Origin of the sequence: Streptomyces sp. NPDC057616 (assembly GCF_042800575.1) — a bacterium.
Lineage (GTDB): Bacteria > Actinomycetota > Actinomycetes > Streptomycetales > Streptomycetaceae > Streptomyces.
The window spans coordinates 73,302-97,603 of the sequence record NZ_JBHVGU010000033.1 but is presented as its reverse complement, the minus strand read 5'-3'; the positions used below and the strand labels follow the sequence as shown (position 1 = coordinate 97,603).

General features: G+C 72.5%; 21 protein-coding genes and 1 pseudogene. 16 read left to right on the top strand and 6 right to left on the bottom strand.

The genetic code is table 11. From position 1 onward, the window contains the following. Nucleotides 1–31: 31 nt before the first annotated feature. Nucleotides 32–1,141 carry a nitronate monooxygenase gene (locus ACFU97_RS33910; RefSeq protein ID WP_384264334.1) on the top strand — a complete coding sequence of 370 codons (1,110 nt, stop codon included), beginning with the start codon at nucleotides 32–34 and terminating at the stop codon, nucleotides 1,139–1,141. Beyond that, complete coding sequence (locus tag ACFU97_RS33905) at nucleotides 1,138–2,691, top strand: acyl-CoA synthetase (RefSeq protein ID WP_384264333.1); 1,554 nt, start codon at nucleotides 1,138–1,140, stop codon at nucleotides 2,689–2,691. The genes ACFU97_RS33910 and ACFU97_RS33905 overlap by 4 nt, the downstream gene beginning before the upstream one ends. Nucleotides 2,692–2,698: 7 nt before the next feature. Here ACFU97_RS33905 and ACFU97_RS33900 read toward each other — a convergent pair whose 3' ends face one another. After that, nucleotides 2,699–3,208 (bottom strand): DUF2867 domain-containing protein, encoded by a 510-nt coding sequence (locus tag ACFU97_RS33900; RefSeq protein WP_384264332.1) that lies wholly within the window; start codon nucleotides 3,206–3,208, stop codon nucleotides 2,699–2,701. A gap of 85 nt (nucleotides 3,209–3,293) precedes the next feature. Between ACFU97_RS33900 and ACFU97_RS33895 the strand changes: the two genes are divergently transcribed. Further along, on the top strand, nucleotides 3,294–4,790 hold the full coding sequence (locus ACFU97_RS33895) for an acyl-CoA synthetase (RefSeq protein ID WP_384264331.1): 1,497 nt from the start codon (nucleotides 3,294–3,296) through the stop codon (nucleotides 4,788–4,790). Between the two features lie 86 nt (nucleotides 4,791–4,876). Beyond that, nucleotides 4,877–6,379 (top strand): metallophosphoesterase, encoded by a 1,503-nt coding sequence (locus tag ACFU97_RS33890; RefSeq protein ID WP_384264329.1) that lies wholly within the window; start codon nucleotides 4,877–4,879, stop codon nucleotides 6,377–6,379. A 15-nt stretch (nucleotides 6,380–6,394) separates the two neighbouring features. Here the strand turns inward: ACFU97_RS33890 and paaK are convergent, their stop codons facing one another. Continuing rightward, a complete protein-coding gene (gene paaK, locus ACFU97_RS33885) occupies nucleotides 6,395–7,693 on the bottom strand; it encodes a phenylacetate--CoA ligase PaaK (protein ID WP_384264328.1) in 1,299 nt (432 codons plus the stop codon). A gap of 133 nt (nucleotides 7,694–7,826) precedes the next feature. Here paaK and ACFU97_RS33880 point away from each other — a divergent pair, with 133 nt between their 5' ends. Beyond that, the gene (locus ACFU97_RS33880) at nucleotides 7,827–8,678 is read left to right on the top strand and encodes an alpha/beta fold hydrolase (RefSeq protein WP_384264327.1); all 852 of its coding nucleotides are present in this window, start codon (nucleotides 7,827–7,829) and stop codon (nucleotides 8,676–8,678) included. Nucleotides 8,679–8,721: 43 nt separating this feature from the next. On the opposite strand, the gene ACFU97_RS33875 is transcribed toward ACFU97_RS33880, so the two are convergent. Continuing rightward, a complete protein-coding gene (locus ACFU97_RS33875) occupies nucleotides 8,722–9,099 on the bottom strand; it encodes a peptidoglycan-binding protein (RefSeq protein ID WP_384264326.1) in 378 nt (125 codons plus the stop codon). Nucleotides 9,100–9,424: 325 nt separating this feature from the next. On the opposite strand from ACFU97_RS33875, the gene ACFU97_RS33870 reads away from it, so the two are divergent. Continuing rightward, complete coding sequence (locus ACFU97_RS33870) at nucleotides 9,425–10,219, top strand: helix-turn-helix domain-containing protein (protein ID WP_384264325.1); 795 nt, start codon at nucleotides 9,425–9,427, stop codon at nucleotides 10,217–10,219. Beyond that, a complete protein-coding gene (locus ACFU97_RS33865) occupies nucleotides 10,216–10,992 on the top strand; it encodes a helix-turn-helix domain-containing protein (RefSeq protein ID WP_384264323.1) in 777 nt (258 codons plus the stop codon). The genes ACFU97_RS33870 and ACFU97_RS33865 overlap by 4 nt, the downstream gene beginning before the upstream one ends. Nucleotides 10,993–11,093: 101 nt before the next feature. On the opposite strand, the gene ACFU97_RS33860 is transcribed toward ACFU97_RS33865, so the two are convergent. The 3 genes and pseudogenes from ACFU97_RS33860 to ACFU97_RS33850 form a co-directional block, all read right to left on the bottom strand. Further along, entirely contained in the window at nucleotides 11,094–11,507 is a 414-nt protein-coding gene (locus ACFU97_RS33860; protein ID WP_384264322.1) for a hypothetical protein, read from the bottom strand. A 132-nt stretch (nucleotides 11,508–11,639) separates the two neighbouring features. After that, nucleotides 11,640–13,783: pseudogene (locus ACFU97_RS33855) on the bottom strand (sulfatase). A gap of 153 nt (nucleotides 13,784–13,936) precedes the next feature. Beyond that, nucleotides 13,937–15,556, bottom strand: a complete 1,620-nt coding sequence (locus ACFU97_RS33850) for an acyl-CoA synthetase (protein ID WP_384264320.1) — start codon at nucleotides 15,554–15,556, stop codon at nucleotides 13,937–13,939. 187 nt (nucleotides 15,557–15,743) lie between these two features. Here ACFU97_RS33850 and ACFU97_RS33845 point away from each other — a divergent pair, with 187 nt between their 5' ends. From ACFU97_RS33845 to ACFU97_RS33805, 9 genes are all read left to right on the top strand, one after another. Next, a complete protein-coding gene (locus ACFU97_RS33845) occupies nucleotides 15,744–16,544 on the top strand; it encodes a crotonase/enoyl-CoA hydratase family protein (protein WP_384264319.1) in 801 nt (266 codons plus the stop codon). 29 nt (nucleotides 16,545–16,573) lie between these two features. Then, a complete protein-coding gene (locus ACFU97_RS33840; RefSeq protein ID WP_384264317.1) occupies nucleotides 16,574–17,515 on the top strand; it encodes a Zn-ribbon domain-containing OB-fold protein in 942 nt (313 codons plus the stop codon). Then, the gene (locus ACFU97_RS33835; protein WP_384264315.1) at nucleotides 17,515–18,561 is read left to right on the top strand and encodes a thiolase domain-containing protein; all 1,047 of its coding nucleotides are present in this window, start codon (nucleotides 17,515–17,517) and stop codon (nucleotides 18,559–18,561) included. Before ACFU97_RS33840 ends, ACFU97_RS33835 begins: the two co-directional genes overlap by 1 nt. Then, nucleotides 18,558–19,724: a thiolase domain-containing protein gene (locus ACFU97_RS33830; protein ID WP_384264313.1), complete on the top strand. Its 1,167-nt coding sequence runs from the start codon at nucleotides 18,558–18,560 to the stop codon at nucleotides 19,722–19,724. Before ACFU97_RS33835 ends, ACFU97_RS33830 begins: the two co-directional genes overlap by 4 nt. A 94-nt stretch (nucleotides 19,725–19,818) precedes the next feature. After that, a complete protein-coding gene (locus ACFU97_RS33825) occupies nucleotides 19,819–20,061 on the top strand; it encodes a DUF397 domain-containing protein (protein ID WP_384264311.1) in 243 nt (80 codons plus the stop codon). Between the two features lie 135 nt (nucleotides 20,062–20,196). Then, nucleotides 20,197–21,141: a universal stress protein gene (locus ACFU97_RS33820; protein WP_384264310.1), complete on the top strand. Its 945-nt coding sequence runs from the start codon at nucleotides 20,197–20,199 to the stop codon at nucleotides 21,139–21,141. 529 nt (nucleotides 21,142–21,670) lie between these two features. Further along, nucleotides 21,671–22,726, top strand: coding sequence for a YbhN family protein (locus ACFU97_RS33815; protein WP_384264308.1), 1,056 nt, complete (start codon nucleotides 21,671–21,673; stop codon nucleotides 22,724–22,726). Between the two features lie 201 nt (nucleotides 22,727–22,927). After that, a complete protein-coding gene (locus ACFU97_RS33810) occupies nucleotides 22,928–23,629 on the top strand; it encodes a CBS domain-containing protein (RefSeq protein ID WP_384264307.1) in 702 nt (233 codons plus the stop codon). A 53-nt stretch (nucleotides 23,630–23,682) separates the two neighbouring features. Next, nucleotides 23,683–24,132, top strand: coding sequence for an avidin/streptavidin family protein (locus tag ACFU97_RS33805; protein WP_384264306.1), 450 nt, complete (start codon nucleotides 23,683–23,685; stop codon nucleotides 24,130–24,132). Nucleotides 24,133–24,302: the final 170 nt, after the last annotated feature.

Below are 24,302 nucleotides of genomic sequence, written 5' to 3'. Positions count from 1 at the left end.
GTCGGCCGGAGGTCTGCGGCATTCTGCGGCCATGCAGACGGAGTTGAGCAAGAAACTGGGAATCGAGCACGCCATTTTCGGCTTCACGCCGTTCCCCGCCGTCGCCGCGGCCATCAGCCGGGCCGGGGGCTTCGGGGTGCTCGGCGCGGTCCGCTACACCGCCCCCGACGAGCTCAAACGCGACCTCGACTGGCTGGAGGCCCATGTCGAGGGGCGGCCCTACGGCCTCGACGTGGTGATGCCCGCCAAGAAGGTGGAGGGCGTCACCGAGGCCGACGTGGAGGCCATGATCCCCGAGTCGCACCGCCAGTTCGTCAGGGACACCCTCGCCAAGTACGGAGTGCCGGAGCTCGCCGAGGGAGAGGCATCCGGCTGGCGCATCACCGGCTGGATGGAGCAGGTCGCCCGCAACCAGCTCGACGTCGCCTTCGACTACCCGATCCGGCTGCTCGCCAACGCCCTCGGCTCGCCGCCCGCCGACGTCGTGGCCCGCGCCCACGAGCACGACGTGCTCGTCGCCGCGCTCGCGGGCAGCGCCCGGCACGCGCTCAAGCACCGGGAAGCGGGCATCGACATCGTCGTCGCCCAGGGCTACGAGGCGGGCGGCCACACCGGCGACATCGCCTCCATGGTGCTCACCCCGGAGGTCGTCGAGGCCGTGGATCCGCTGCCCGTGCTGGCCGCGGGCGGCATCGGCAGCGGGCAGCAGGCGGCCGCCGCGCTCGCCCTCGGCGCCCAGGGCGTCTGGCTGGGCTCGATCTGGCTGACCGTCACGGAGGCCGACCTCACCTCGCCCGCGGTGACCCGCAAACTGCTCGCCGCCGGCTCCGGCGACACCGTCCGCTCCCGCGCCCTCACCGGGAAACCCGCACGCCAGCTCCGTACCGAGTGGACCGACGCCTGGGACGACCCGGCCGGACCCGGCACGCTCCCCATGCCCCTCCAGGGCCTGCTCGTCGCCGACGCCCTCACCCGCATCCAGAAGTACGAGGTCGAGCCCCTGCTCGGCACGCCGGTCGGCCAGATCGTCGGCCGGATGAACAGCGAACGCAGTGTCCAGGCCGTCTTCGACGACCTCACCCGCGGCTTCGAGGAAGCCGTCGACCGCATGATCCGTATCGCCGGAAGGAGCGGCAAGTGACGAGTACGCCCCCCGCCGGGTTCTGGGCCCAGGCCGCCGCCGATCCCGACCGAAAGGTCCTCGTCGCGCCGGACGGCGAGCGGTGGACCGCCGGCCGTCTGCACGCCGACGTCAACCGGTTGGTGCACGGCCTGCGCGCCGCCGGACTCGAACGCGGGGACGCCTTCGCGGTCGTCCTGCCCAACGGCGTCGAGTTCCTCACCGCCTATCTCGCCGCCAGCCAGGCCGGTTTCTACCTGGTCCCCGTCAACCACCACTTCGTGGGACCGGAGATCGGCTGGATCGTCGCCGACTCCGGTGCCAAGGTGCTGATCTCACACCAGCGGTTCGCACAGGCGGCGCGGCACGCGGCCGATGAGGCCGGACTGCCGGCCACCCACCGGTACGCCGTCGGCGCGGTCGAGGGCTTCCGGCCGTACGCCGAACTCCTCTACGGGCAACCGGAGTCGGTGCCCGCCGGCCGCGAACTCGGCTGGGTCATGAACTACACCTCGGGCACCACCGGACGCCCGCGCGGCATCCGCCGCCCGCTGCCCGGCAGGACGCCCGAGGAGGCCTATCTCGGCGGCTTCCTCGGCATCTTCGGCATCAGGCCGTTCGACGACAACGTCCACCTGGTCTGCTCGCCGCTCTACCACACCGCCGTGCTCCAGTTCGCCGGCGCGTCCCTGCACATCGGCCACCGGCTGGTCCTGATGGACAAGTGGACGCCCGAGGAGATGCTCCGGCTGATCGACCGCGAGAGGTGCACGCACACGCACATGGTCCCGACCCAGTTCCACCGGCTGCTCGCCCTGCCGGAAGAGGTTCGCCGCTCCTACGACGTCTCGTCCATGCGGCACGCGATCCACGGCGCCGCACCCTGCCCCGACCATGTGAAGCGGGCGATGATCGACTGGTGGGGCGAGTCGGTGGAGGAGTACTACGCGGCCAGCGAGGGCGGCGGCGCCTTCGCCACCGCCGCGGACTGGCTGAAGAAGCCCGGCACCGTCGGCAAGGCCTGGCCCATCAGCGAACTCGCGGTCTTCGACGACGACGGCAAGCGGCTGCCGGCCGGTGAACTCGGCACCGTCTACATGAAGATGAACACCGGCGGCTTCGCCTATCACAAGGACGAGGCCAAGACGAGGAAGAACCGTATCGGCGACTTCTTCACCGTCGGCGACCTCGGCTACCTCGACGAGGACGGCTTCCTGTTCCTGCGCGACCGCAAGATCGACATGATCATCTCGGGCGGCGTCAACATCTACCCCGCCGAGATCGAGTCCGCGCTGCTCGCCCACCCCGCGGTCGCCGACGCCGCCGTCTTCGGCATCCCGCACGACGACTGGGGCGAGGAGGTCAAGGCCGTCGTCGAAGCGGCCCCCGGCCACGAGCCCGGCCCCGAACTGGCCGCCTCGATCCTGGAGCACTGCGCCGAGCAACTCGCGGGCTACAAACGGCCGAAGACCGTCGACTTCATCGCCGAGATGCCCCGCGACCCCAACGGCAAGCTCTACAAGCGGCGGCTGCGCGAGCCCTACTGGGAGGGCCGGACGCGGGCGGTGTGACGAGCCGTCAGGACCGCACCGCGTTGCCCACGACGTGCGGGACGATCAGGTGGTGGAAGGGCTCGATGGCCTTGAAGTACAGGCGGCCGGCGGGACGGTGGAAGCGCACGACCGTCGTGCAGACGCCCTCGAGCCCGGTGCCTGAGACGACCGGGCGGACCGCGAACGACGTGCGGAAGTCCAGATGCTTGTCGTCGTCCCCGCACAGCACCTCGTCCTCACCCACCGTCAGGATGCGGAAGGGCCCCATCTTCAGGCCGGGTTCGACCCTGATCTCCGCCCTGGGCACCCGCTGCTGCGTCTGCAGCCCGAAGGGGGCCATCGCCTTGTCCCGCACGTCGAGGAGGCGGAGCACCCATTGCGGTGTACCGGTGAACACCAGCCGGGTGAACTCGGCGGCGTCGGCGCCGGCGGGCAGTTCCACGGCCACCGCGTCGGCGTGGTCGTAGCCGCCGAGATCGGCCACCGCCCCGTCGAGCACCGGCTCGGCGTGCCTGCGCACCCGTGTGCTGGTCATGTCCCCGTACCCCCCCGTGACCGGCTCGTCCCCGAGCCTGCCACATGCTTGACCTGACCCTGTGCCGGACCGAGGATCATCAGTCATGACGCAGGGACAGGGCAGTACGGTTGACGGGGTGCTGCGGCGCAGCGCCCGGCGCACCCCCGCGCGCGTCGCGGTCGAGTACCGCGACCGCTCGTGGACGTACGGAGAACTCGACGAGGCGGTCTCCCGCGCGGCGAGCGTGCTGCTCGCCCAGGGCCTCGCCCCCGGCGACCGGGTCGGCGCCTACGGCCACAACTCGGACGCCTATCTGATCGGCTTCCTCGCCTGCGCCCGCGCGGGCCTGGTCCACGTACCGGTCAACCAGAACCTGACCGGCGACGATCTGGCGTACATCGTCGGCCAGTCCGGCAGCACCCTGGTCATGGCCGACCCCGACCTCGCCGGGCGGCTCCCGGACGGGACGGCGACGCTGCCCCTGCGCGACGCCGACGACTCGCTGCTCGCCCGGCAGGCGGCCGTGCCCGCGTACGACGGGCCCGAGCCGCGCGCCGAGGACCTGGTGCAGCTGCTGTACACGTCCGGCACCACAGCCCTGCCCAAGGGCGCGATGATGACGCACCGCGCCCTCGTCCACGAGTACCTGAGCGCGATCACCGCGCTCGACCTCAGCGCCGGCGACCGGCCCGTGCACTCCCTGCCGCTCTACCACTCGGCGCAGATGCACGTGTTCCTGCTGCCGTATCTCGCCGTAGGCGCCACGAACATCATCCTCGACGCCCCCGACGGCGACCGGCTCTTCGACCTGATCGAGGCCGGCCGCGTGGACAGCCTGTTCGCCCCGCCCACGGTCTGGATCGGGCTCGCCAACCGCCCGGACTTCGCCACCCGCGACCTGTCCGGACTGCGCAAGGCCTACTACGGCGCGTCGACCATGCCGGTGCCCGTCCTGGAGCGCCTGCGCGAACGGCTGCCAAAGCTCGGCTTCTTCAACTGCTTCGGGCAGAGCGAGATCGGCCCCCTGGCCACGGTCCTGGCGCCGGACGAGCACAAGGGGCGCATGGACTCCTGCGGACGCCCGGTCCTGTTCGTCGACGCGCGCGTGGTCGACGAGGACGGCAAGGACGTACCCGACGGCACACCCGGCGAAGTCGTCTACCGCTCCCCGCAGTTGTGCGAGGGCTACTGGGACAAGCCCGAGGAGACCGCCGCCGCCTTCCGCGACGGCTGGTTCCACTCCGGTGACCTCGCGGTCCGGGACGCGCACGGCTACTACACGATCGTCGACCGCGTGAAGGACGTGATCAACTCCGGTGGTGTGCTGGTCGCTTCGCGCCAGGTCGAGGACGCGCTCTACACGCACGAGGGCGTCGCCGAGGTCGCCGTGGTCGGCCTGCCCGACGACCGCTGGATCGAGGCCGTCACCGCGTTCGTGGTGCCGCGCGGCGCGGTGACCGAGGAGGAGCTCATCGCCCACGCCCGCGAGCACCTCGCCCACTTCAAGGCGCCGAAGCGGGTGGTGTTCGTGGACGAACTCCCGCGCAACGCAAGCGGGAAGATCCTCAAACGGGAGCTGCGGGACCGCTTCGCCGGGTGACGAGATACACAAGAAGTCTCATTTCATACCTGGTACCGCCGCCGTTACGATGTCTGGTGTATACGGCAGGAGGGCACAAACCAGGCATGCGATGCTGTTTCCCCGCTCCCCTCGCCGCCCTCGCCGGGATCCCCGGCCCCTGTGAGGTGCTGCGTTCCGGAGCTCTGCTCGCCCCGGCCCTGCTCAGGGCCGCCTCGGCCGCCCGCGCGCGCCTCCCGCACCACCAGACGGTCTCGGCCGTCCATCTGGAACTGGTCACGCTGACCGAGGACCGCGCGATCATCACCTGGTACACCGGAGTGCCCGGCACCGACGACGGTTTCGGCCACATGCTGCCCGCCGTCACGGAGGGGGAGGTCGTCTACGGCACCCACCCCGGCCGCCTCAACCGCGTCGCCGGCGAGGACCGGCTCACGGCACACCACCATGTGGAGCTCACCGGTCTCGAACCCGGGCAGACGTACTACTATCAGGCGCGGTCACGCGGCGTCGCCGCCCGGCCCACGACGCTGCACCTGGTGCGCGGCAACGCGGCGGGCACCTCCCGTCACGGCCTGGGGTCGCTCGGCGGCCCGTACTCCTTCACCACACCGCAGCCGCCGCCCGGCAGCCACCTGATGACGCTGGCGCTCTGCAACGACCTGCACCTCGGCGAGACCATCGCCGGCCTCGTGACCGGCATCCCCCTCCTGCGCGGGGTGACGCAGCAGCCCGGCCTCGAGCCGTACCCGGAGATCATGAGCCGGGCCCTGGTCGCGGAGGCCCGCCGCCGCGGGGCGGACCTGCTGCTGGCCGCGGGCGACATCTCGGCAGGCGGCGCGCCGCAGGACCTGGCGGACGCCCGGCGGATCCTGGACGGCTTCGGCACCCATGGCGAGGACTACTTCGTGGTACGCGGCAACCACGACCGGCCCGGGTCGGGGGCCGGCGAGGGAAGCGACACCTTCCGCCGCGGCTTCGGCGGCGAGGACGAGCCCGGGTACTTCGCACGCGACCTCGGCGGGCTGCGGCTGATCGGCCTCGACACGTACGAGAAGCCCGGCAACGGCGCCGACTCGGGCGGCCTCGGCGCGGAGCAACTGTCCTGGTTCCGCAGCCGGTTGCGCGAGAACAGGGAGCAGCCCACCCTGGTCTTCGGCCATCATCCGCTGTTCGTGCGCGACTCCCTCTTCCCGGTCGGCGCGGGCCAGCGCATGGGCCGCCGCCAGGCCCGCGAGATCGTCGAGGCCTACGCCGCCACCCCAGGAGTCTTCCTGCACCACGCGGGCCACACCCACCGCAACAAGCGCACGCTCCTGCCGCACGCCCCGCACGTGGCCCTGCAGGAGGTCGGCGCCGCCAAGGAGTACCCCGGCGGCTTCGGTCTGCTGCGCATCCACACCGGCGGGTACGCCCTGAACTTCTTCAAGGCCCGCACCACCGAGGCGCTGGAGTGGGGCGAGCGCAGCCGCCGGATGGCCGGCGGACTGTGGCCGCACCATGCGCTCGGCCGTGCGGTCACCGACCGCAACAGCGTGGTCTTCCGCGACCTCTCCGGGATCAGGCGGCCGGCGCTGCCCTCCCTGGCCGTGGCCGACCCGACGGGGTGACGGGCCCCGCGCCCGTCACTTGACCTCCCGCAGATCCACGATCCGGCGGATCTTGCCCACCGACCGCTCCAGCGACTCCGGGTCGACGATCTCCACCGCCACGGACACCCCGATGCCGTCCTTCACGGCCGCCGCGATGGCCTTCGCCGCGGCTTCCCGCGTCCGCGGATCCGCGTCCGTGCGAGCCTCCGCCCGGACGGTGAGGGCGTCCAGACGGCCCTCCCGGGTCAGCCGCAGCTGGAAGTGCGGGGCGACGCCGGGCGTGCGCAGCACGATCTCCTCGATCTGCGTGGGGAAGAGGTTCACCCCGCGCAGGATGACCATGTCGTCGCTGCGCCCGGTGACCTTCTCCATCCGCCGGAAGACGCGGGCCGTGCCCGGCAGCAGCCGGGTCAGGTCCCGGGTGCGGTAGCGCACGACGGGCATCGCCTCCTTGGTCAGCGAGGTGAAGACCAGCTCCCCCTCCTCGCCGTCGGGCAGCACCTCGCCGGTGATCGGGTCCACGACCTCCGGGTAGAAGTGGTCCTCCCAGATGTGCAGCCCGTCCTTGGTCTCCACGCACTCCTGCGCGACCCCGGGGCCGATCACCTCCGACAGGCCGTATATGTCGACCGCGTCGATCGCGAACCGCTCCTCGATCTCCTGCCGCATCCGCTCGGTCCACGGCTCGGCGCCGAAGATCCCGACCCGCAGCGAGGTGGCGCGCGGATCGACGCCCTGCCGCTCGAACTCGTCGAGGAGCGTGAGCATGTACGACGGTGTCACCATGATGATCCCGGGCTTCAGGTCCTGGACAAGCCGGACTTGACGGGCCGTCATGCCGCCGGACGCCGGGATGACCGTACAGCCGAGCCGCTCGGCGCCGTAGTGCGCGCCGAGGCCGCCGGTGAACAGTCCGTAGCCGTACGCCACATGGACCCTGTCGCCCGGCCGGCCGCCCGCCGCCCGGATCGAGCGGGCCACCATGTCCGCCCACAGGGACAGGTCGTTGTCCGTGTAACCGACGACCGTGGGGCGCCCGGTGGTGCCGCTGGAGGCGTGGATGCGCCGGATGCGGTCCTCGGGGACGGCGAACATGCCGTACGGGTAGTTCGCCCGCAGGTCCGTCTTGGCGGTGAAGGGGAAGCGGGCCAGATCGGCGAGGGACGCGCAGTCCTCGGGACGGACGCCCGCCTTGTCGAAGGACTCCCGGTAGAACGGCACGTGCTCGTACGCGTGCCGCAGCGAGGCCCGCAGCCGCTCCAGCTGGAGTTCCCGCAGCGCGCCGGCGTCCAGCCGTTCTCCCGCGTCCAGCAGCTCCGTCGCATCAGCCATGGGGACCTCTTCCGGGCCAACCGCACCGATTCGGGCAACCGATCATTCGGTCGCGATGCTCGGGATCAGTAATTCAGGCCACGTTGCCGCGGGCAAGTGGTCAGACCTCGCTTTCGCACGCGAGGATCTCCGTATGCCGACCTTCACCGCCCCGGACGGGACCGAGCTCGCCTACCACCTGCGGGGCGAGGGGACCCCGCTCGTCGTGCTGCCCGGCGGGCCCATGCGGGCCTCCGGCTACCTCGGCGATCTGGGAGGCCTCGCCGCGCACCGCCGGCTGGTCCTGCTCGACCTGCGCGGCACCGGCGACTCCGCGGTGCCGGCGGACCCGGAGACGTACCGCTGCGACCGGCTCGTGGCGGACGTGGAGGCGCTGCGGGTGCACCTGGGCCTGGAGCGGATGGACGTGCTGGCGCACTCGGCCGGCGGGAGCCTCGCCATGCTGTACGGCGCCCGCCACCCGGAGCGGATCTCCCGGCTGGTGCTGGTGACCGCCATACCGTGGGCGCTGGGCATGCCGGCGACCCTGGAGCACCGGCTGGCGGCGGCGCGGCTGCGCAGCGGTGAGCCGTGGTTCGAGGAGGCGTTCCCCTCGTACGAGGAGTGGCTGGCGGGGAAGACCGACTTCGACCCGGCGTTCGCGCCCTTCTTCTACGGCCGCTGGGACGACGCGGCCGCGGAGCACGACGCCCGCGCCGACGAGGAGTTCAACGACGACGCCGCCGACGTCTACGGCACCGACGGCGCCTACGACCCGCCCGCCACCCGGGCCGCGCTCTCCGGTCTCACCGCACCGGTCCTCGTCCTCGCCGGCGAACTCGACGGCGGCCCGTGCCCCGAGCTCGCGCGCAGCACCGTCGAGGCGTTCCCCGAGGGGGAGTTGACCGTCCAGCCCGGCGCCGGCCACTACCCGTGGGTGGACGACCCGGTGTGGTTCGCGGCCCGGGTCGCCGCGTTCCTGGACCGGACGGCATCCGCACGCTGAGGCCCCGGCCCACGCGGTGGACCGGGGTGCTCGGCAGGCCGGCTCAGCGGTGGGTGCTCGGCAGGTGCTCGTAGCAGCCGGAGCGCCAGCCGCCGTCGCCCTGCAGGTTGTCCAGGAGGCTGTTGCCGGTCTTCTTGCCGACGACGCCGTCCACGCCGAGGTGGGACTTCTTCTGGAAGAGCCGGACCGCGCTCTCGGTCCGCGCACCGAAGTCCCGGTCCTCGCCGATCGTGTGGTGGTGCGTGCGCCTGGCCCAGTCGTTGTAGCCGTGCTGGACGCAGAGCACGGGCACGCCCGCATCGCCGCGGCCGACGTTCGGCACGTCGGGCCGCGCGGAGGCGCTGCCGACCGAGCCGAGCACCAGGCCCGCTCCGAGTGCTCCGGTGACGGTCGTGAGCGCGAGAGTCCTGCGCAGGGTCATGGCCGGTTCCTTTCCGGTGGGTTGAGGGGCCGCGTCCGCTTCCGGTGGAATGCGGGGCGGGGGAGGTCCCTCCCGTGCCGGGCCCCTCGGTGGCACCGACGACGTTGCCCGGCTGGATCCGGCGCCCGCCACACGCGCCGCCGAAACCGGTGGCACACGGCACGACCCATGCGCCGACCTGCTGGGACACCGGGTCCCGTGACAAAACCGTGGGACGGCCGGCGGGGCGGGAAGTGGTCATGAGCGCCGGGAAGCGCAACCGGGGCCCCACGGGAACCGCGTCCTCCTCCACGACGGCGACCTCACCCGTGTACGAGGACGTGACATGACGCGCTGGAAGGAACTGCCCGCCGGGCTCGACGACGCGGAACGGCAACTCGTCGCGCAGCTGAGACGGCTGAAGGACCGGGCGGGACTGAGCCTGGCCGCGCTGGCGGCCAGGACGTCGTACAGCTCCTCGTCCTGGGAGCGCTACCTCAACGGCAAGAAGCCGGTGCCGCGCGGCGCGGCCGAGGAACTCGCCGAGCTCTGCGGGACCCCGGCCGAGCGGCTGCTGGTGCTGCACGAGGTCGCCGGGACCGCACGGGCCCGGCGAACGGAACCGGCCCCCGCGTCCGACGCCGCCGACCGCCCGCCAGGCCGGACCCGCCGGGCGCGGTGGACCCGCCGGGCGTGGTGGACGCGCCGGTCGTGGTGGACCGCGCGCACCGTCCCGGCCGCCGCGGGCGCCGCCGTCCTGGTGGCCTTCGCCGCCGGGTTCCTCGCCGGAGCGTCCTGGCACGGCGACGGCGGCAGGGCGGGGACCGGGCGGAGCGCCGCGCTCGGCACCTCCGCCTACCACAGCGGCCGCTCCTACGACTGCGGCCGGATCCGGCGCGCGAACGGCGTCCTGACCGCCGGATACGCCACCAGCCGCGACGTCCTGCTGGACCGGGGCAGCACCGGCTGGGACGTGGTGGAGGCCCAGTGCCTGCTGCTGCGGCACGGTTCCTCCCCCGGCCGGGTCGACGGGGTGTACGGCGAGCGGACCGGGCAGGCCGCGCGCGCCTTCCAGAAACGGCACGGGCTGGTGCCGGACGGCATCGTCGGCCCGGACACCTGGCGAGAGCTGCGCACATGAGCCCGGAGACGGCGCAGCTGGCCGTGAGCATGCGCGAGGTGCGCGCCGCGGCGGGGCTGAGTCTGGCGCAGCTGGCCCGGCGCACCCCGTACAGCAAGTCGTCCTGGGCGCGCTATCTGGCCGGCACCCAGCCGGTGCCACGCCGTGCCGTGGAGTCGCTGTGCGAGGTGGCGGGCGTCCGCCCGCACCGGCTGCTCGCGCTCTGGGAGCTGGCCGACGCCCGCTGGAGCGGACGGGCGCGGGCGACACCGGAGCCGCCGCCCGAGACCCGCGGCGGCCGCGGCACACCGTACGTGTGGGGTGCCGCCGCCGCGCTGGCGGCGATCACGGCGGCGGCCGCGGCCGTGCTGCTGTCCACCCCGCACACGTCACCCTCGGCCACCGCCGGGGCCACCGCGACGGCCTTCACACCACGGCCCGGGTGCTCGGGCCGCACGTGCGAGGGGCAGGACCCCCTCGACATGGGGTGCGGCGGGCAGCGGATGGTCCGGACCCTGGCCGTGCGCACCGCCGCGGGGGGACGGCGCCTGCAGCTGCGCTTCGGCACGGCGTGCCACGCCGTCTGGGTGCGCGCCACGCACCTCCACCTCGGCGACCGGGTGGAACTCACCCTGCCCGGGGCACCTCGCAAGGAGATCCGGGTGAAGGACCGGCACGACGTCGACGCCTACCTCGCGACCCCGATGACCGGCATGCCGCCCGGGCAGGACCCCGGCGACGTCCGCGTCTGCCTCGTCCCGGCGGACGGCCGGAGGATGTGCTTCACCGGCTGACCGGCTGACCGGCTGACCGGCTGACCGGCTGACCGGCTGACCGGGTGCGGCGGGGAAGAGGGGAGGGGGGAACGGTGGCGCGGGCGCTGCGGGGTCCCCGGTCAGTCCCTCGCCCGCGCGGTCGCCGCGCCGTCCCGCCGTCGCAGCAGGACGCGGCCGGAGGCGAGAGTCAGGGCGAGGAGGGCGAGGCCGACGCCGATCGCCATCTCGAGGTCGGCGGGAACGGTGCCTGCGCCCACGCCCGCGTCCACTCCCCGCTGGGGGATCGTGGCCGGAGCCGGAGTGACGGGGGCCGCGGTCCGGTGCGGCAGGACCTCGCAGGCGATGCCGTCGTCGTCGGCGTCCAGCCGGAAGGGGTCGCTGGGATCGCGGTTGAACTCCGCCTGTGCGTCCTCCTGGAAGACGAAGTCGCTGCAGTCCAGATCGGTCTGCGTACGGGCCGCCAGGGTCGTCGGCCCGGTGGTCAGGAGGATCGTGAGCGCGGTCGTGGCCAGCGCACGTATCGGTACGTTCATGGGGTGTCCTCATCAGGCCCGGTGACGTTCGATCACCGTTGATCGACCCTAGGGACACCCGCCTCGGCCGGGCGCGTTGTGTTACGCCGTCCGAAGGCCCCGGCCCGGCCGGCCGGGGCCCGTCACGTCACCTCACCCGGCGTGGGGCCCGTACGCCGTCAGGAAGCGGTCCCGGAAGTGGTTCATGGTCCACTCCGGGGCGTTGTCGGCGGGCTTGAGGCCGTCCGTCCAGCCCCAGTTCGCGACACGGTCGAGCACCTTCGGGTCGCGGGCGACGATCGAGACCGGCACGTCCCGGTTGGCGGTGCCGCCGGTGACCGTCGGGACGGGCTGGTGGTCGCCCAGGAAGACGAGGACGGTGTTCTTGTCGCCGTAGCGCTGCATCCACTGGGTCAGGCTGTCCAGGGAGTACTGGATGGCCTTGCGGTACTCGGTCCGCACGCGCTTCGCGCTCTTCCAGACCTGCGTGGGGTTGGTGCCCTCCTTCTTGATCTTGTAGAAGACCTTGCCGTTGCCGAGGTCCTTCCAGTCGATCATGTGGGCGATGGGGGACCAGGGGTTGTGGCTGGAGGCGAGGATGATCTCCGCCATGAGCGGGTCGCGGTTCTTCTTGCCGTGCTCCAGCTTCTGGAAGGCCTCCAGGCTGAACTGGTCCGGCACCGGCGTCCAGCTGAAGTACGGGCCCTCGTAGCCGAGGTGCGTGGAGTCGTAGATGTGGTCGAGGCCGAAGTACTTGCCCTCGGGCCAGGACTTGCGCACGCCCGGGACGATGCCGACCGTGCGCCAGGCGCCGGTCTTCTGGAAGTAGCTGGTCAGCGTGGCGCGCTTGCTGGTGGTCAGGGTCCGGTAGCGCTGCTGGTTCTTGATCCACAGGCCGGACAGGAACGTCGAGTGGGCGAGCCAGCTGCCCGCGCCCGTCACAGGCGACCTGAGCCAGCCGCTGCGGCCGCGAAGCCGGCCGACTTGAGCCTGGCGTCGCCCTGCTGGAGCGTCGCGTCGATCTGCGGCCCCATGGCCGGCGAATCGATGGCCACCCGGCCGTAGCTCTCGATGAAGGTGAACATCACGTCCTTGCCGCGCAGCCCGGTCAGCAGCTGGTCGGGCGGGGTCTTGGCGTAGGCGTCGACGGCCATCTGCTTCTTGAAGACGTCGGCGTCGCCGAGGCCGTCGCGGACGTACTGCACCCGGTTGGCGAGGTACTGGGCGTAGCCCTTGGTGGCGAAGGTGACGCCGCCGAACTGGACCCCCAGGGTGAAGCAGATGATCCACACGACGCCGAGGACCAGTGTGGTGCGTACGGCCATGGGGCGGTGACGGGCCAGCACGTTCGCCAGCCGTATCAGCGCGAGGGCACTCACCACGAGCACGGCGACGACCGCGACGATCACGCCGATCACCGCGAGCAGCTCACCGCCGCGGCCGAACGAGTCCTTCATCCAGTCCGCCGCGTCGCTCAGCAGGACCCAGTCGAAGACCAGGTCGAACGGCCGGGCCAGCGTCTGGCGGAAGCCCATGTCGAGGCACTTCAGGATGGTGGACAGACCGAGGAACACGCCCAGCACCCCGGCCGTGACGCGCCGTGGCCTCGCCGGCAGCGCGAGCAGTATCGCCGCGAGGAAGATCGCCTCGACGGGCAGACGCAGGAAGGACTCGACGTTGATCCGGTCGAGCCGGTTGGGCACCAGGAGCACGACGAGCACCAGCAGCGCGGCGAGAACGCTCGTGACGACCCGCACGGTGCTCGCGGCCCGCGGGTACCGACGCCGCCAGCCGAACCATCCGGGACGGCTTGGTGGGGACGGGGGGCCGGACGGCGGGGCGGTGTCGGAGGAGAGGTCGGTGGCGGAGGCGGGGCCGTGTGCCGAGGGCTGTTGCTGTTCGGCGGTCGTGGCCGCGGCCTCTGCGTCCGGCTCGGTGGTGTCTGTGGCAGCGGTGTCCGCCTTCGGCTCCGTGGTGTCGGCGGTCGTGGCCGCAGCTTTCGTCTCCGGTTCCGTGGTGTCGGCGGTCGTGGCCGCAGCTTTCGTCTCCGGTTCCGTGGTGTCCGCGGTCGTGGCCGCCGCTTCCGTCTTCGGCTCCGCCGTGTCCTCTGCTCCCGCAGCCGCGTCGCCGCACACCGGGTCGCGCGGCTTCACCGGCTTCGCCGGTTTCGCCTCGGTCGTCCCGGCTGTCCCGGCCGTATCACCTGATGCCCCGGCGGCATCAGGGGCCACACCCGTATCGGGGTCGGCCCCCGCTGCGATGTCCGGCAGTTGACGAGGGGGCGTGAGGTGCGACACCCGGAGGTCCTTCCGTACGTAGCCCGCTGATGGCACGGCGAACCGGACCCGCAGGGCCGGGCCGCCAACCTCCGTACGGCCCGGCGTCACTCGCTGTTCAAAGTCCCGGGTCAACCGCGCGCAAAGACTACGCCGGTCGCCTCGGGCGGGCGCCTAGCGGGTGGTGCCGTCCGCCGCAACCGCGACCTCCCGGGCCCACCGGTAGTCCGCCTTTCCGCTGGGCGAGCGCCGGATGCCGTCGGTGATCACCAGCTGGCGAGGGATCTTGTAACCGGCCAGATGGGTACGGCAGTAGGACTGGACGTCCTCCAGCGAGGGGTGCGGCGCCCCCGCCCGCAGCTGTACGACCGCGGCCACATGGTTGCCCCACTTCGCGTCCGGCACCCCGGCCACCAGCGCGTCGTACACGTCGGGATGGGACTTCAGGGCCTGTTCGACCTCCTCCGGATACACCTTCTCGCCGCCGGTGTTGATGCACTGCGAGCCCCGGCCGAGCACGGTGACGACACCCTCCTCGTCCACGGTCGCCATGTCGCCGAGCAGCACCCAGCGCCGGCCGTCCTTCTCGAAGAACGTCTCGGCCGTCTTCCGCGGGTCGTTGTAGTAGCCCAGCGGGACGTTGCCGGACTGGGCGACTCGGCCCACCTCGCCCGGCGCGACCGGGTCACGGGTGACCACGTCGACCACCTGCGTGCGCGAGTTGACCTGGATGCGGAAGCTCTGCCCGGCCCCGGAGTCGGCCGTCGCCGTGCCGTTGAAGCCGGACTCGGACGAGCCGTAGTTGTTCAGCAGCATCGTGTTCGGCAGCAGCTCCTGGAACTGGCGGCGCACCGTCTCCGACATGACCGCGCCGGAGGAGGACACACTGAACACCGACGAGCAGTCCGTGCCCTTCATGGGGCCGTTCAGGGCGTCGATCAGCGGCCGCAGCATCGCGTCGCCGACCAGCGAGACGCTGGTGACCCGCTCCTTCTCGATGGTGCGCAGCACCTCCTCCGGAACGAACTTCCGGTGGATCACCACCCGCTGGCCGAAGTTGAAGCCGATGAACGAGGTGAGGGTGGAGGTGCCGTGCATCAGCGGGGGAGTGGGGAAGAAGGTGATCCCGCTGCCGCCCGCCGCGACCCGCTCGGCCAGTTCCTCCGGCTTCTGCACCGGCTCCCCGGTCGGCGCGCCGCCGCCGAGACCCGCGAAGAACAGGTCCTCCTGGCGCCACATCACCCCCTTGGGCATCCCCGTGGTGCCGCCGGTGTAGATGATGAACTGGTCGTCCCCCGAGCGCGCCGGGAACCCGCGCTCCGGTGAACCGCCCGCCTCCGCCGCCGCGAAGGACACCGCGGCCGACGGCCCGCCGTCACCCCCCACCCGCACCAGGTGCCGCAGCTTCGGGCACTGCGGCAGCGCCGCCGCCACCCGGCCGTCGAACTCCGCGTCGAAGACCAGCGCCACGAGATCGGCGTCGCGGTAGAGGTACACCAACTCGTCTTCCACGTAACGGTAGTTGACGTTGACCGGGACGATCCGCGCCTTGAGGCAGGCGAACACCGTCTGCAGGTACTCGATGCCGTTGTAGAGGTGCAGTCCGAGGTGTTCGCCGGGGCGGATGCCGGCGTCGATCAGGTGATGGCCGATGCGGTTGGCGGCCGCGTCCAACTCCGCGTAGGTCAGGCGGCGTTCGGCGCCCGTGCCCGGGTGGTCGACGTACACCAGGGCCTCGCGGTCGGGCACCACGTCGACGACAGACTCGAACAGGTCCGCAAGGTTGTACTCCACCGCTCCTCCTGACCGTCCCCTCGCCCCGGGGCGAGCCTGGCAGCTGTCGGTTCGCCGGTCATCAGAGCAAAGGGCGCGGCAACTGTGAAGGGTTCGCGCGAAGAAATCTGACTGTCTGTCAGAAAACTCTTGAAGTGCCTTGCGGGGTACTGCAACCTGTTCTCGTTCCTGGAGAGGGGAGACGGCAATGGGTGGGACGGAACACCTCACCGTGCAGCGCGAAGGCGCCACACTGGTGCTCACGCTCAACAGGCCCGAGGCCAAGAACGCGCTCTCGCTGCCGATGCTCGTCGGGCTCCACGACGGCTGGCTCGAGGCGGACGAGGACGACGCGGTCCGCTCGGTCGTGCTGACCGGCGCCGGCGGTGCGTTCTGCGCGGGCATGGACCTCAAGGCCCTGGCGGGGAGGGGCATGGAGGGCGAGCAGTACCGGGACCGCCTCAAGGCCGACCCCGACCTGCACTGGAAGGCGATGCTGCGCCACCACCGCCCGCGCAAGCCGGTGATCGCCGCCGTCGAGGGGTACTGCGTGGCGGGCGGCACGGAGATCCTCCAGGGCACCGACATCCGGGTCGCGGGCGAGTCGGCCACCTTCGGCCTCTTCGAGGTCAAGCGCGGCCTGTTCCCGATCGGCGGCTCCACCGTCCGGCTGCAGCGCCAGATCCCGCGCACCCACGCCCTGGAGATGCTGCTCACCGGCCGCCCCTACAGCGCCCGCGAGGCCGCCGCCATCGGCCTGGTCGGCCATGTCGTACCCGACGGCACAGCCCTCGCCAAGGCGCTGGAGATCGCCGAACTGATCAACGCCTGCGGTCCGTTGGCCGTGGAAGCGGTCAAGGCCTCGGTCTACGAGACCGCGGAGATGACCGAGACGGACGGACTCGCCGCCGAACTCAAGCGCGGCTGGCCGATCTTCGACACCGCCGACGCCAAGGAGGGCGCCCGCGCCTTCGCGGAGAAGCGACCGCCCGTCTACAAGCGAGCTTGAGCCCAGCAGGCCCTCCCAAGGAGACCGGCATGCCCGAAGTCCTCAAAGCACCCCTCGCCGTCGAGTTCCCCTTCACCCGCTCCGTCGGCCCCGTCCAGAGCGCCTTCCTCACCGGACTGCGCGAGGGCGTCGTCCTCGGGGTGCGTACCGGCGACGGCCGCACCCTCGTCCCGCCCGTGGAGTACGACCCCGTCACCTCCGAGGAGCTCCGCGACCTGGTCGAGGTCGCCCCCACCGGCACGGTCACGACCTGGGCCTGGAACCACGAGCCGCGCCGTGGCCAGCCCCTCGGCACGCCCTTCGCCTGGGTTCTGGTCCGTCTCGACGGAGCCGACACCGCCCTGCTGCACGCCCTCGACGCCCCCGGCCCCGACGCCGTGCACACCGGCATGCGGGTCCGGGTGCGCTGGGCCGAGGAGCGCGAGGGCGCCATCACCGACATCGCCTGCTTCGAGCCGTACGACGGCGAACAGGAGCAACCCACGGGCCACGACGGCCGGTTCGCGGACGCGATCACCGGCATCGTCGCGCCCGCCCGGCTCGACTACACCTACTCGCCGGGCCGCGCGCAGTCCGCCTACATCCACGCCCTCGCGGACCGGCGCACGGTCGGCGAACGCTGCCCGTCCTGCCGCAAGGTGTACGTACCGCCGCGCGGCGCCTGCCCCACCTGCGGCGTCGCCACCGCGGAGCAGGTCGAGGTCGGGCCGCGCGGCACGGTCACCACGTACTGCATCGTCAACATCAAGGCGAAGAACCTCGACATCGAAGTGCCGTACGTCTACGCCCACATCGCGCTCGACGGTGCCGACCTCGCACTGCACGGCCGGATCGGCGGCATCCCCTACGACCAGGTGCGCATGGGCCTGCGCGTCGAGGCGGTGTGGACGGAAGGGGCCCGCTACCCCGACCACTACCGGCCCACCGGGGAGCCCGACGCGGAGTACGACACCTACAAGGAGCTGCTCTGATGCGTGACATAGCACTGGTGGCCTTCGCCCAGACCGACCACCGCCGCACCAGCGACGAGCTCTCCGAGGTCGAGATGCTCATGCCGGTGCTGCACGGCGTCCTCGGGCAGACCGGCCTGAAGACCGCCGACATCGGCTTCACCTGCTCCGGCTCCAGCGACTATCTGGCCGGCCGCGCCTTCTCCTTCACTCTCGCGCTCGACGGCGTCGGCGCCTGGCCGCCCATCTCCGAGTCGCACGTGGAGATGGACGGCGCCTGGGCCCTGTACGAGGCGTGGACGAAGCTGCTGACCGGCGACGCGGACACCGCCCTCGTCTACGCGTACGGCAAGTCCTCGCCCGGCTCCGTGCGCGACGTGCTGACCCGGCAGCTCGACCCCTACTACGTCGCGCCCCTGTGGCCCGACTCCATCGCCCTCGCCGCCCTCCAGGCCCAGGCCCTCATCGACGCGGGCGAGACCGACGAGCCCGCCCTCGCGGCCGTCGCCGCCCGCAGCCGCGCCGACGCCGAGGCCAACTCCCATGCCCAGCTGAGGGGTTCGGTCCCGCAAGGCGACTACCGCGTACGGCCGCTGCGTACCGGAGACTGCCCGCCCATCGGCGACGGAGCCGCCGCCGTGATCCTCGCGGCGGGGGAGCGGGCCCGGGAGCTGTGCGAGCGGCCCGCCTGGATCCGCGGCATCGACCACCGCATCGAGGCGCACGGCCTCGGCGTGCGCGACCTGACCGACTCGCCCTCCGCCCGGCTCGCCGCCGAGAAGGCCGGCGTCTTCGAACGGCCGGTGGACACGGCCGAGTTGCACGCGCCCTTCACCTCGCAGGAGGTCGTGCTGCGCAAGGCCCTGCGGCTCGGTGACGACGTGCGGGTGAACCCCTCCGGCGGCGCGCTCGCCGCCAACCCGATCATGGCCGCGGGACTCATCCGGCTCGGCGAGGCCGCCGCCGCGATCCACCGGGGCGAGTCGGACCGGGCGCTCGCCCACGCCACCTCCGGCCCCTGTCTGCAGCAGAACCTGGTCGCCGTACTCGAAGGGGATCCGCGATGAGCAAGGAACCCGTGGCCGTCGTAGGCGTCGGCCAGACCAAGCACGTGGCGGCGCGACGGGACGTGTCGATCGCCGGGCTCGTCCGGGAGGCCGCGCAACGCGCCCTGGAGGACGCCGAGTTGACCTGGGCCGACATCGATGCCGTGGTCATCGGCAAGGCGCCCGACTTCTTCGAGGGCGTCATGATGCCCGAGCTGTACCTCGCCGACGCGCTCGGCGCGGTGGGCAAGCCCATGCTGCGCGTGCACACCGCGGGCTCGGTCGGCGGCTCCACCGCACTCGTCGCCGCCAACCTCGTCGCCGCCCGCGTCCACGGCACCGTGCTCACGCTGGCCTTCGAGAAGCAGTCCGAGTCCAACGCCATGTGGGGCCTGTCCCTGCCGATCCCCTTCCAGCAGCCGCTGCTGGCCGGCGCGGGCGGCTTCTTCGCCCCGCACGTGCGCGCGTACATGCGCCGCACCGGGGCGCCGGACACGGTCGGCTCGCTCGTCGCCTACAAGGACCGGCGCAACGCCCTGAAGAACACCTACGCCCACCTCCACGAGCACGACATCACCCTGGAGAAGGTCCAGGCCTCGCCGATGCTGTGGGATCCGATCCGCTACTCGGAGACCTGCCCGTCCTCCGACGGCGCCTGCGCGATGGTGCTGACCGACCGGGCCGGGGCCGCGCGCGCCCCGCGGCCGGTGGCCTGGATGCTCGGCGGCGCCATGCGCAGCGAGCCGACGCTCTTCGCCGGAAAGGACTTCGTCTCGCCGCAGGCCGGCAAGGACTGCGCGGCCGACGTGTACCGGCAGGCCCAGATCGCCGACCCGCGCCGGGACATCGACGCCGTCGAGATGTACGTGCCGTTCTCCTGGTACGAGCCGATGTGGCTGGAGAACCTGGGCTTCGCGGAGGAGGGCGAGGGCTGGAAACTCACCGAATCGGGGGTCACGGAGCTGGACGGGGACCTGCCCGTCAACATGTCGGGCGGCGTCCTGTCGACGAATCCGATCGGCGCCTCCGGCATGATCCGCTTCGCGGAGGCGGCCCTCCAGGTGCGCGGCCTCGCCGGAGAACACCAGGTGGAAGGCGCGCGACGGGTCCTCGGGCACGCCTACGGAGGCGGCTCGCAGTTCTTCTCCATGTGGCTCGTGGGCAGCGAACGGCCCGACTCCTGACGGCCGCGGGAAAGGGTCCCCCTCACGTGGCCTGTCGGCAACAGAAACCGATCGCTAGGCTGGCCGCGGACGACGAATCGGGAGGAGCACGGACGTGGCCGAGAGCACCATCCAGCAGCACCCGCTTGCCGGCTGGGATAAGCCGGAGCTGGACCTCAGCAACGCCGACTGGCACTCGAGCAGCCGTGGCATGGGGGATGTCCAGATCGCATTTGTCGAGGGTTTCATCGCGATGCGCAACAGCGGCCGCCCGGAAAGCCCTTCTTTGATCTTCACCCCCGCGGAGTGGGGCGCGTTCGTGTCAGGGGCGCGGGAAGGAGAGTTCGACCTGACGTGACCTGATCCTGCGGTCCGATCCGGGAGTGTTCCGCCCGTTTTTCCGGACACGCGACCTGGTGGCCCTCCCGGGGCCGCCTCCTGAGCGAGGCTGGCCCCCGGAGGGGAAGGTCGTCTTCCGGAGGTGAGGAGCCCCATGAGCAGCAGCCTGCCGGTCATCGCGGCGGTCGACGGGTCGGACGACAGCCTGCACGCGCTGGACCTGGCGGTGGACGCCGCCCGCGGGCGCGGGGCGCCGCTGCGGGTGGTCCATGTGCGGCAGTACGCGCCCTGGGCGCAGCCCGAGGTCCTCACCACCGGTCCGCCCGACCCGGAGGACGACCCGGTCCTTGACCAGGTGCGCGCGCGGTTCGAGGGCCGAACGGACCTGCCGGCCGTGGAGTACCGCCCGCTGGAGGGCGCACCGGCCGCCGTGCTGCCCGAACTGGGCTCCGGCGCACAGTTGTTGGTACTCGGCTCGCGCGGGCGCGGCGGCTTCGCCAGCCTGCTGCTCGGCTCCACCGGCATGGCCGCCGCCCGTGACGCGGAGTGCCCGGTGATCGTGGTGCCCCGGCAGGGGCGCGGTGGTGGGGCCTCCCACGACGCCGGGGCACAGGGCGAGCACGGCGTCCTGACCGTCGAGTCCGGTCCGCGTGTGGTGGTCGGCGTCGACGTCGACCACCCCGACCAGGCGACCCTCGCCTTCGCCTGCGGCGAGGCCGGGCTGCGCGGCGCCCGCCTCCAGGTGATCGCCGCCTACAGCTGGCCGCCGCAGTTCTGGGCCTCGCCCGGCGAGCTCGTCCCGCCGACCATCGACCAGAGCGCCGTGGAGAACGAGACCTGGGCCCTGGCCGAGGGCCTTCTCGCCCCGCATCGCGAGCGGCACCCCGACGTCCGGTCCGACGCCTACGCCCTGCCGGGCGACGCGGCGGGCCTCCTGGTCGCCGCCTCCAAGGACGCCGAACTGGTCGTCGTGGGCCGCCATCGCCGCCGCCTGATGTCCCCGGCCCGCATGGTCGGCTCGGTCACCCAGGCCGTGCTGCTGCACGCGATGGCTCCGGTGGCGGTGGTCCCGCCGACGGCGTCGGAGCAGGCCGCCTGACGTCCGGGCGGCGGGCGGGCGCGGACGGCGCGCCACGCCGAGCCGTTGGGCCGGTCGGCCCCCTCGGTGGGTCGTTCGGCATCTGCTCCCGCCGCGGGTGTGGTGCGAGTGTGGCACGCGAACCCACGAGACAACCGGCGACGGGGTTCCTCTTGGGGAAGGACCTCATCAGCCGCGTGTCTCCACCCCGGGCCCTGTGGGGTGCAGGCCCGAAGAGACACAGTGTCCCGTGGGTGGCGCCGGTGTGGGGACCGGCACGGGCCGCCGCGGCGGCTCCTCGGAGAAGGGGGTGGGCCGCTACCGGCCCGCCCCGGGGCCGGGCCAGCGTGAGGCCGACCGGCGACGACGCGCTCGTCGCAGGTGATCCTCGTGCGGCCCGCGTGCCCGGCATCCGCCGGCCGGCAAGGCGCTCCCAGGCGGCCAGGGCGTTTGTATGGAGAGGAATCGAGCGTTGGTACGCCGCTAAGGAGGCGGCCGTGGAACGCAACCGCCCTGTGGGTCCGCCGGGCGCGGCCGAAGGTGACGGCTGATGGCCCGCCGGCGGGTGTCCGCCACGGAGCGCCATGCCGAGTGGGAGACGGGGCGTCCCGCGCGGCCGGGGATCGTGTGGTGGCTGGGGGCCGTGCTCCTCGCCGCGGCCGTCGTCCTGGTCGCCGTGCTGCGACGCCGTGAGCTGGCACAGGCGTACCACCTCATCGCCGGGGTGCACCCGTTGCCGGTCGCGGTCGCCGTGGGGTGCGAGGCGCTGTCGTTCGTGTGCTTCGCGGGCGTGTACCGGTGGCTGCTGGCCGCGGGCGGGGAGCGCTGGAGCCTGCGCCGTACGACGGCGGTCGTGGTGGCCGCCAACTCGGTGGCCGGCGCGCTGCCCGGCGGGGCGGCCTTCTCAGCGGCGTGGGTCTACCGCCAGCTGCGCCGCCGGGGAGTGCAGCAGGTGCTCGCGGCCGCGGTGCTGGTCATGGCCGGGGTGCTGTCGGCCCTCAGCCTGGCCCTCGTCTTCCTGATCGGCGTGACCGCCGCCGGACCGGCGGGCCTGCGCACGGTCCTGCTCCCTCTCGCCGGTGTGCTCCCGGTCCTGGGCATCGCGCTGGCGGTGCTCGGGGCGTCCCGGTTCGCCGCCTTCCGCTCGGCCGTCGAGAGGTTGTGGCAGCGCGCCGGAGCACGCTCCGCCCGCGTCCGGGAAGGACAGCAGGCGCTGGCGCGGCTGATCGAGCAGGCCCGCGGGCTGCAGCCCGGACTGCGGCCGTGGCTGCGCCCGTTCACGCTGGCCCTGCTCAACTGGGGGCTCGACGTCGCCGGCCTGGCCGCGTCCCTGTGGGCCCTGAACGTCGGCGTGCCCTGGCACGGGCTGCTGCTCGCCTACGTCCTCACCCAGATCCCCGGCAGTCTGCGACTGACCCCCGGCAGCCTCGGCGTGGTCGAGACGAGCATGTCCGCGCTTCTCGTGCTCTACGGACTCCCGTCGGCGTCGGCGATCGCCGCGACGCTCCTGTACCGGGCCGTCAGCTTCTGGGCCGTGCAGCCGATCGGCTGGGCGTGCTGGCTCGCGGTCACGCTCCAGGAACGCCCCACGCACCCGCCGCGCTGACCGGTCCCCGCGCTGAGCCTTTCCGCGCGGTCGGCGCGGCCGCCGCATCGCCTTCGCTGCCATGGGTCGGCCGGAGCCACCTGTGCCCGATCGGGCCCATGCGGCGCACGCCGCCGAGGTCAATGCTGGGAAGTGGAGGGGGAGATGGACAAGGAGAGCCGAATTGAAGGCACTGCGGACGGAAGGAGGAAGGAGACGGCGATGAGGTACTGCAGGATCAAGGACGTCATGACACAGGAGGTCGTGAGGACCGGGCGTGAGACGTCGTTCAAGCAGGTCGCCCGGCTGCTGTCGGAGCACCGCATCAGCGGACTGCCCGTCGTCGACGACGCGCAGAACGTCGTCGGAGTGATCTCCGAGACGGATCTGCTGCAGCATCAGGCACAGCGTGAGGAGCGGCACGGACGCAGGCACGTCCGGCTGCCGAGGCTGACCCACGCGGCACGTACGGCTGAGCGCAAGGCCCGCGCGGGCACCGCGGAGCACCTCATGACCCGGCCCGCGCTCACCGCCACCCCGGAGCAGTACGTCACCGAGGCGGCACGGGTGATGCGCGAGCACCGGGTGGAGCGGCTGCCCGTGGTGGACGACAAGGATCACCTGGTCGGGATCGTCACCAGGAGCGACCTGCTGAGGGTCTTCCTGCGCACGGACGACGAGCTGCGCCGCGACGTGATCGACCAGGTGACCAGGGGGGTCGGCGTTCCCCGCCACGCCGTGGACGTCACCGTCGACGCGGGCGTCGTGACGCTGAGGGGGCACCTGGAGCGGCGCGAGGACGCCGAACTGGCGGCGCAGATCGCCGCTCACGTGGACGGCGCCGTGGCCGTGGCCGACCGGCTGACCCACCGTCCGGACGCCGTCCGGGCACACCACGCCGGCGGGCCCTCCGGACACATGTAGCCGGTCGTCCCACGGCCGGGCCGGGGCCGGGGCGGACGAAGGAGGAGCGAGCGATGAGCATCACCGGAGACTGGTACAACGAGTTCGGCTCGTTCATGCGGATCACGGCCGACCCCACCGGCTGCATCCGGGGCACCTACGTCTCGGGCGCGGGGCACGCGGTGGGCGCGTACCCGCTCGTAGGGCGTTATGAGACTGCTGCCCTCCCGGACCACGGGACGCCGCTCGGCTGGACGGTGGCGTGGCGCAACGCGAGGACCGACGCCTGCTCGGTGACCAGCTGGAACGGCCAGTACTACGCGGACGGCGAGGAGCGGCTCTGTGTCACCTGGCTGCTCACCGCCTCCGCGGCCGAGGCCAACACCTGGGAGGCCACGGCCGTCGGGCAGGACGTCTTCACCCGCCGGGCGCCCACCCGGGCAGAGGCCGAGAGGCGCCTGCGGCACGCCGAAGCCACCTCCCACCCACGCCCCGTCAGCCTCGGCGAGGTGACACCGGCGTGAGGCGCGGGCGCGAGGGGACGCCCGCCGGCGGACGCCGGAGCGGGGAGCGTAGTCCCGAAAGGGGGCCGGGGGGCCCTCCCCCCCCCCATCCCCTGACGGAGGTCCCTGGTCCCCTCTCCCCATCGAAACTCCTCCCCCCCGGTGGGGGCACTCCCACCCCCCCAGTCCGA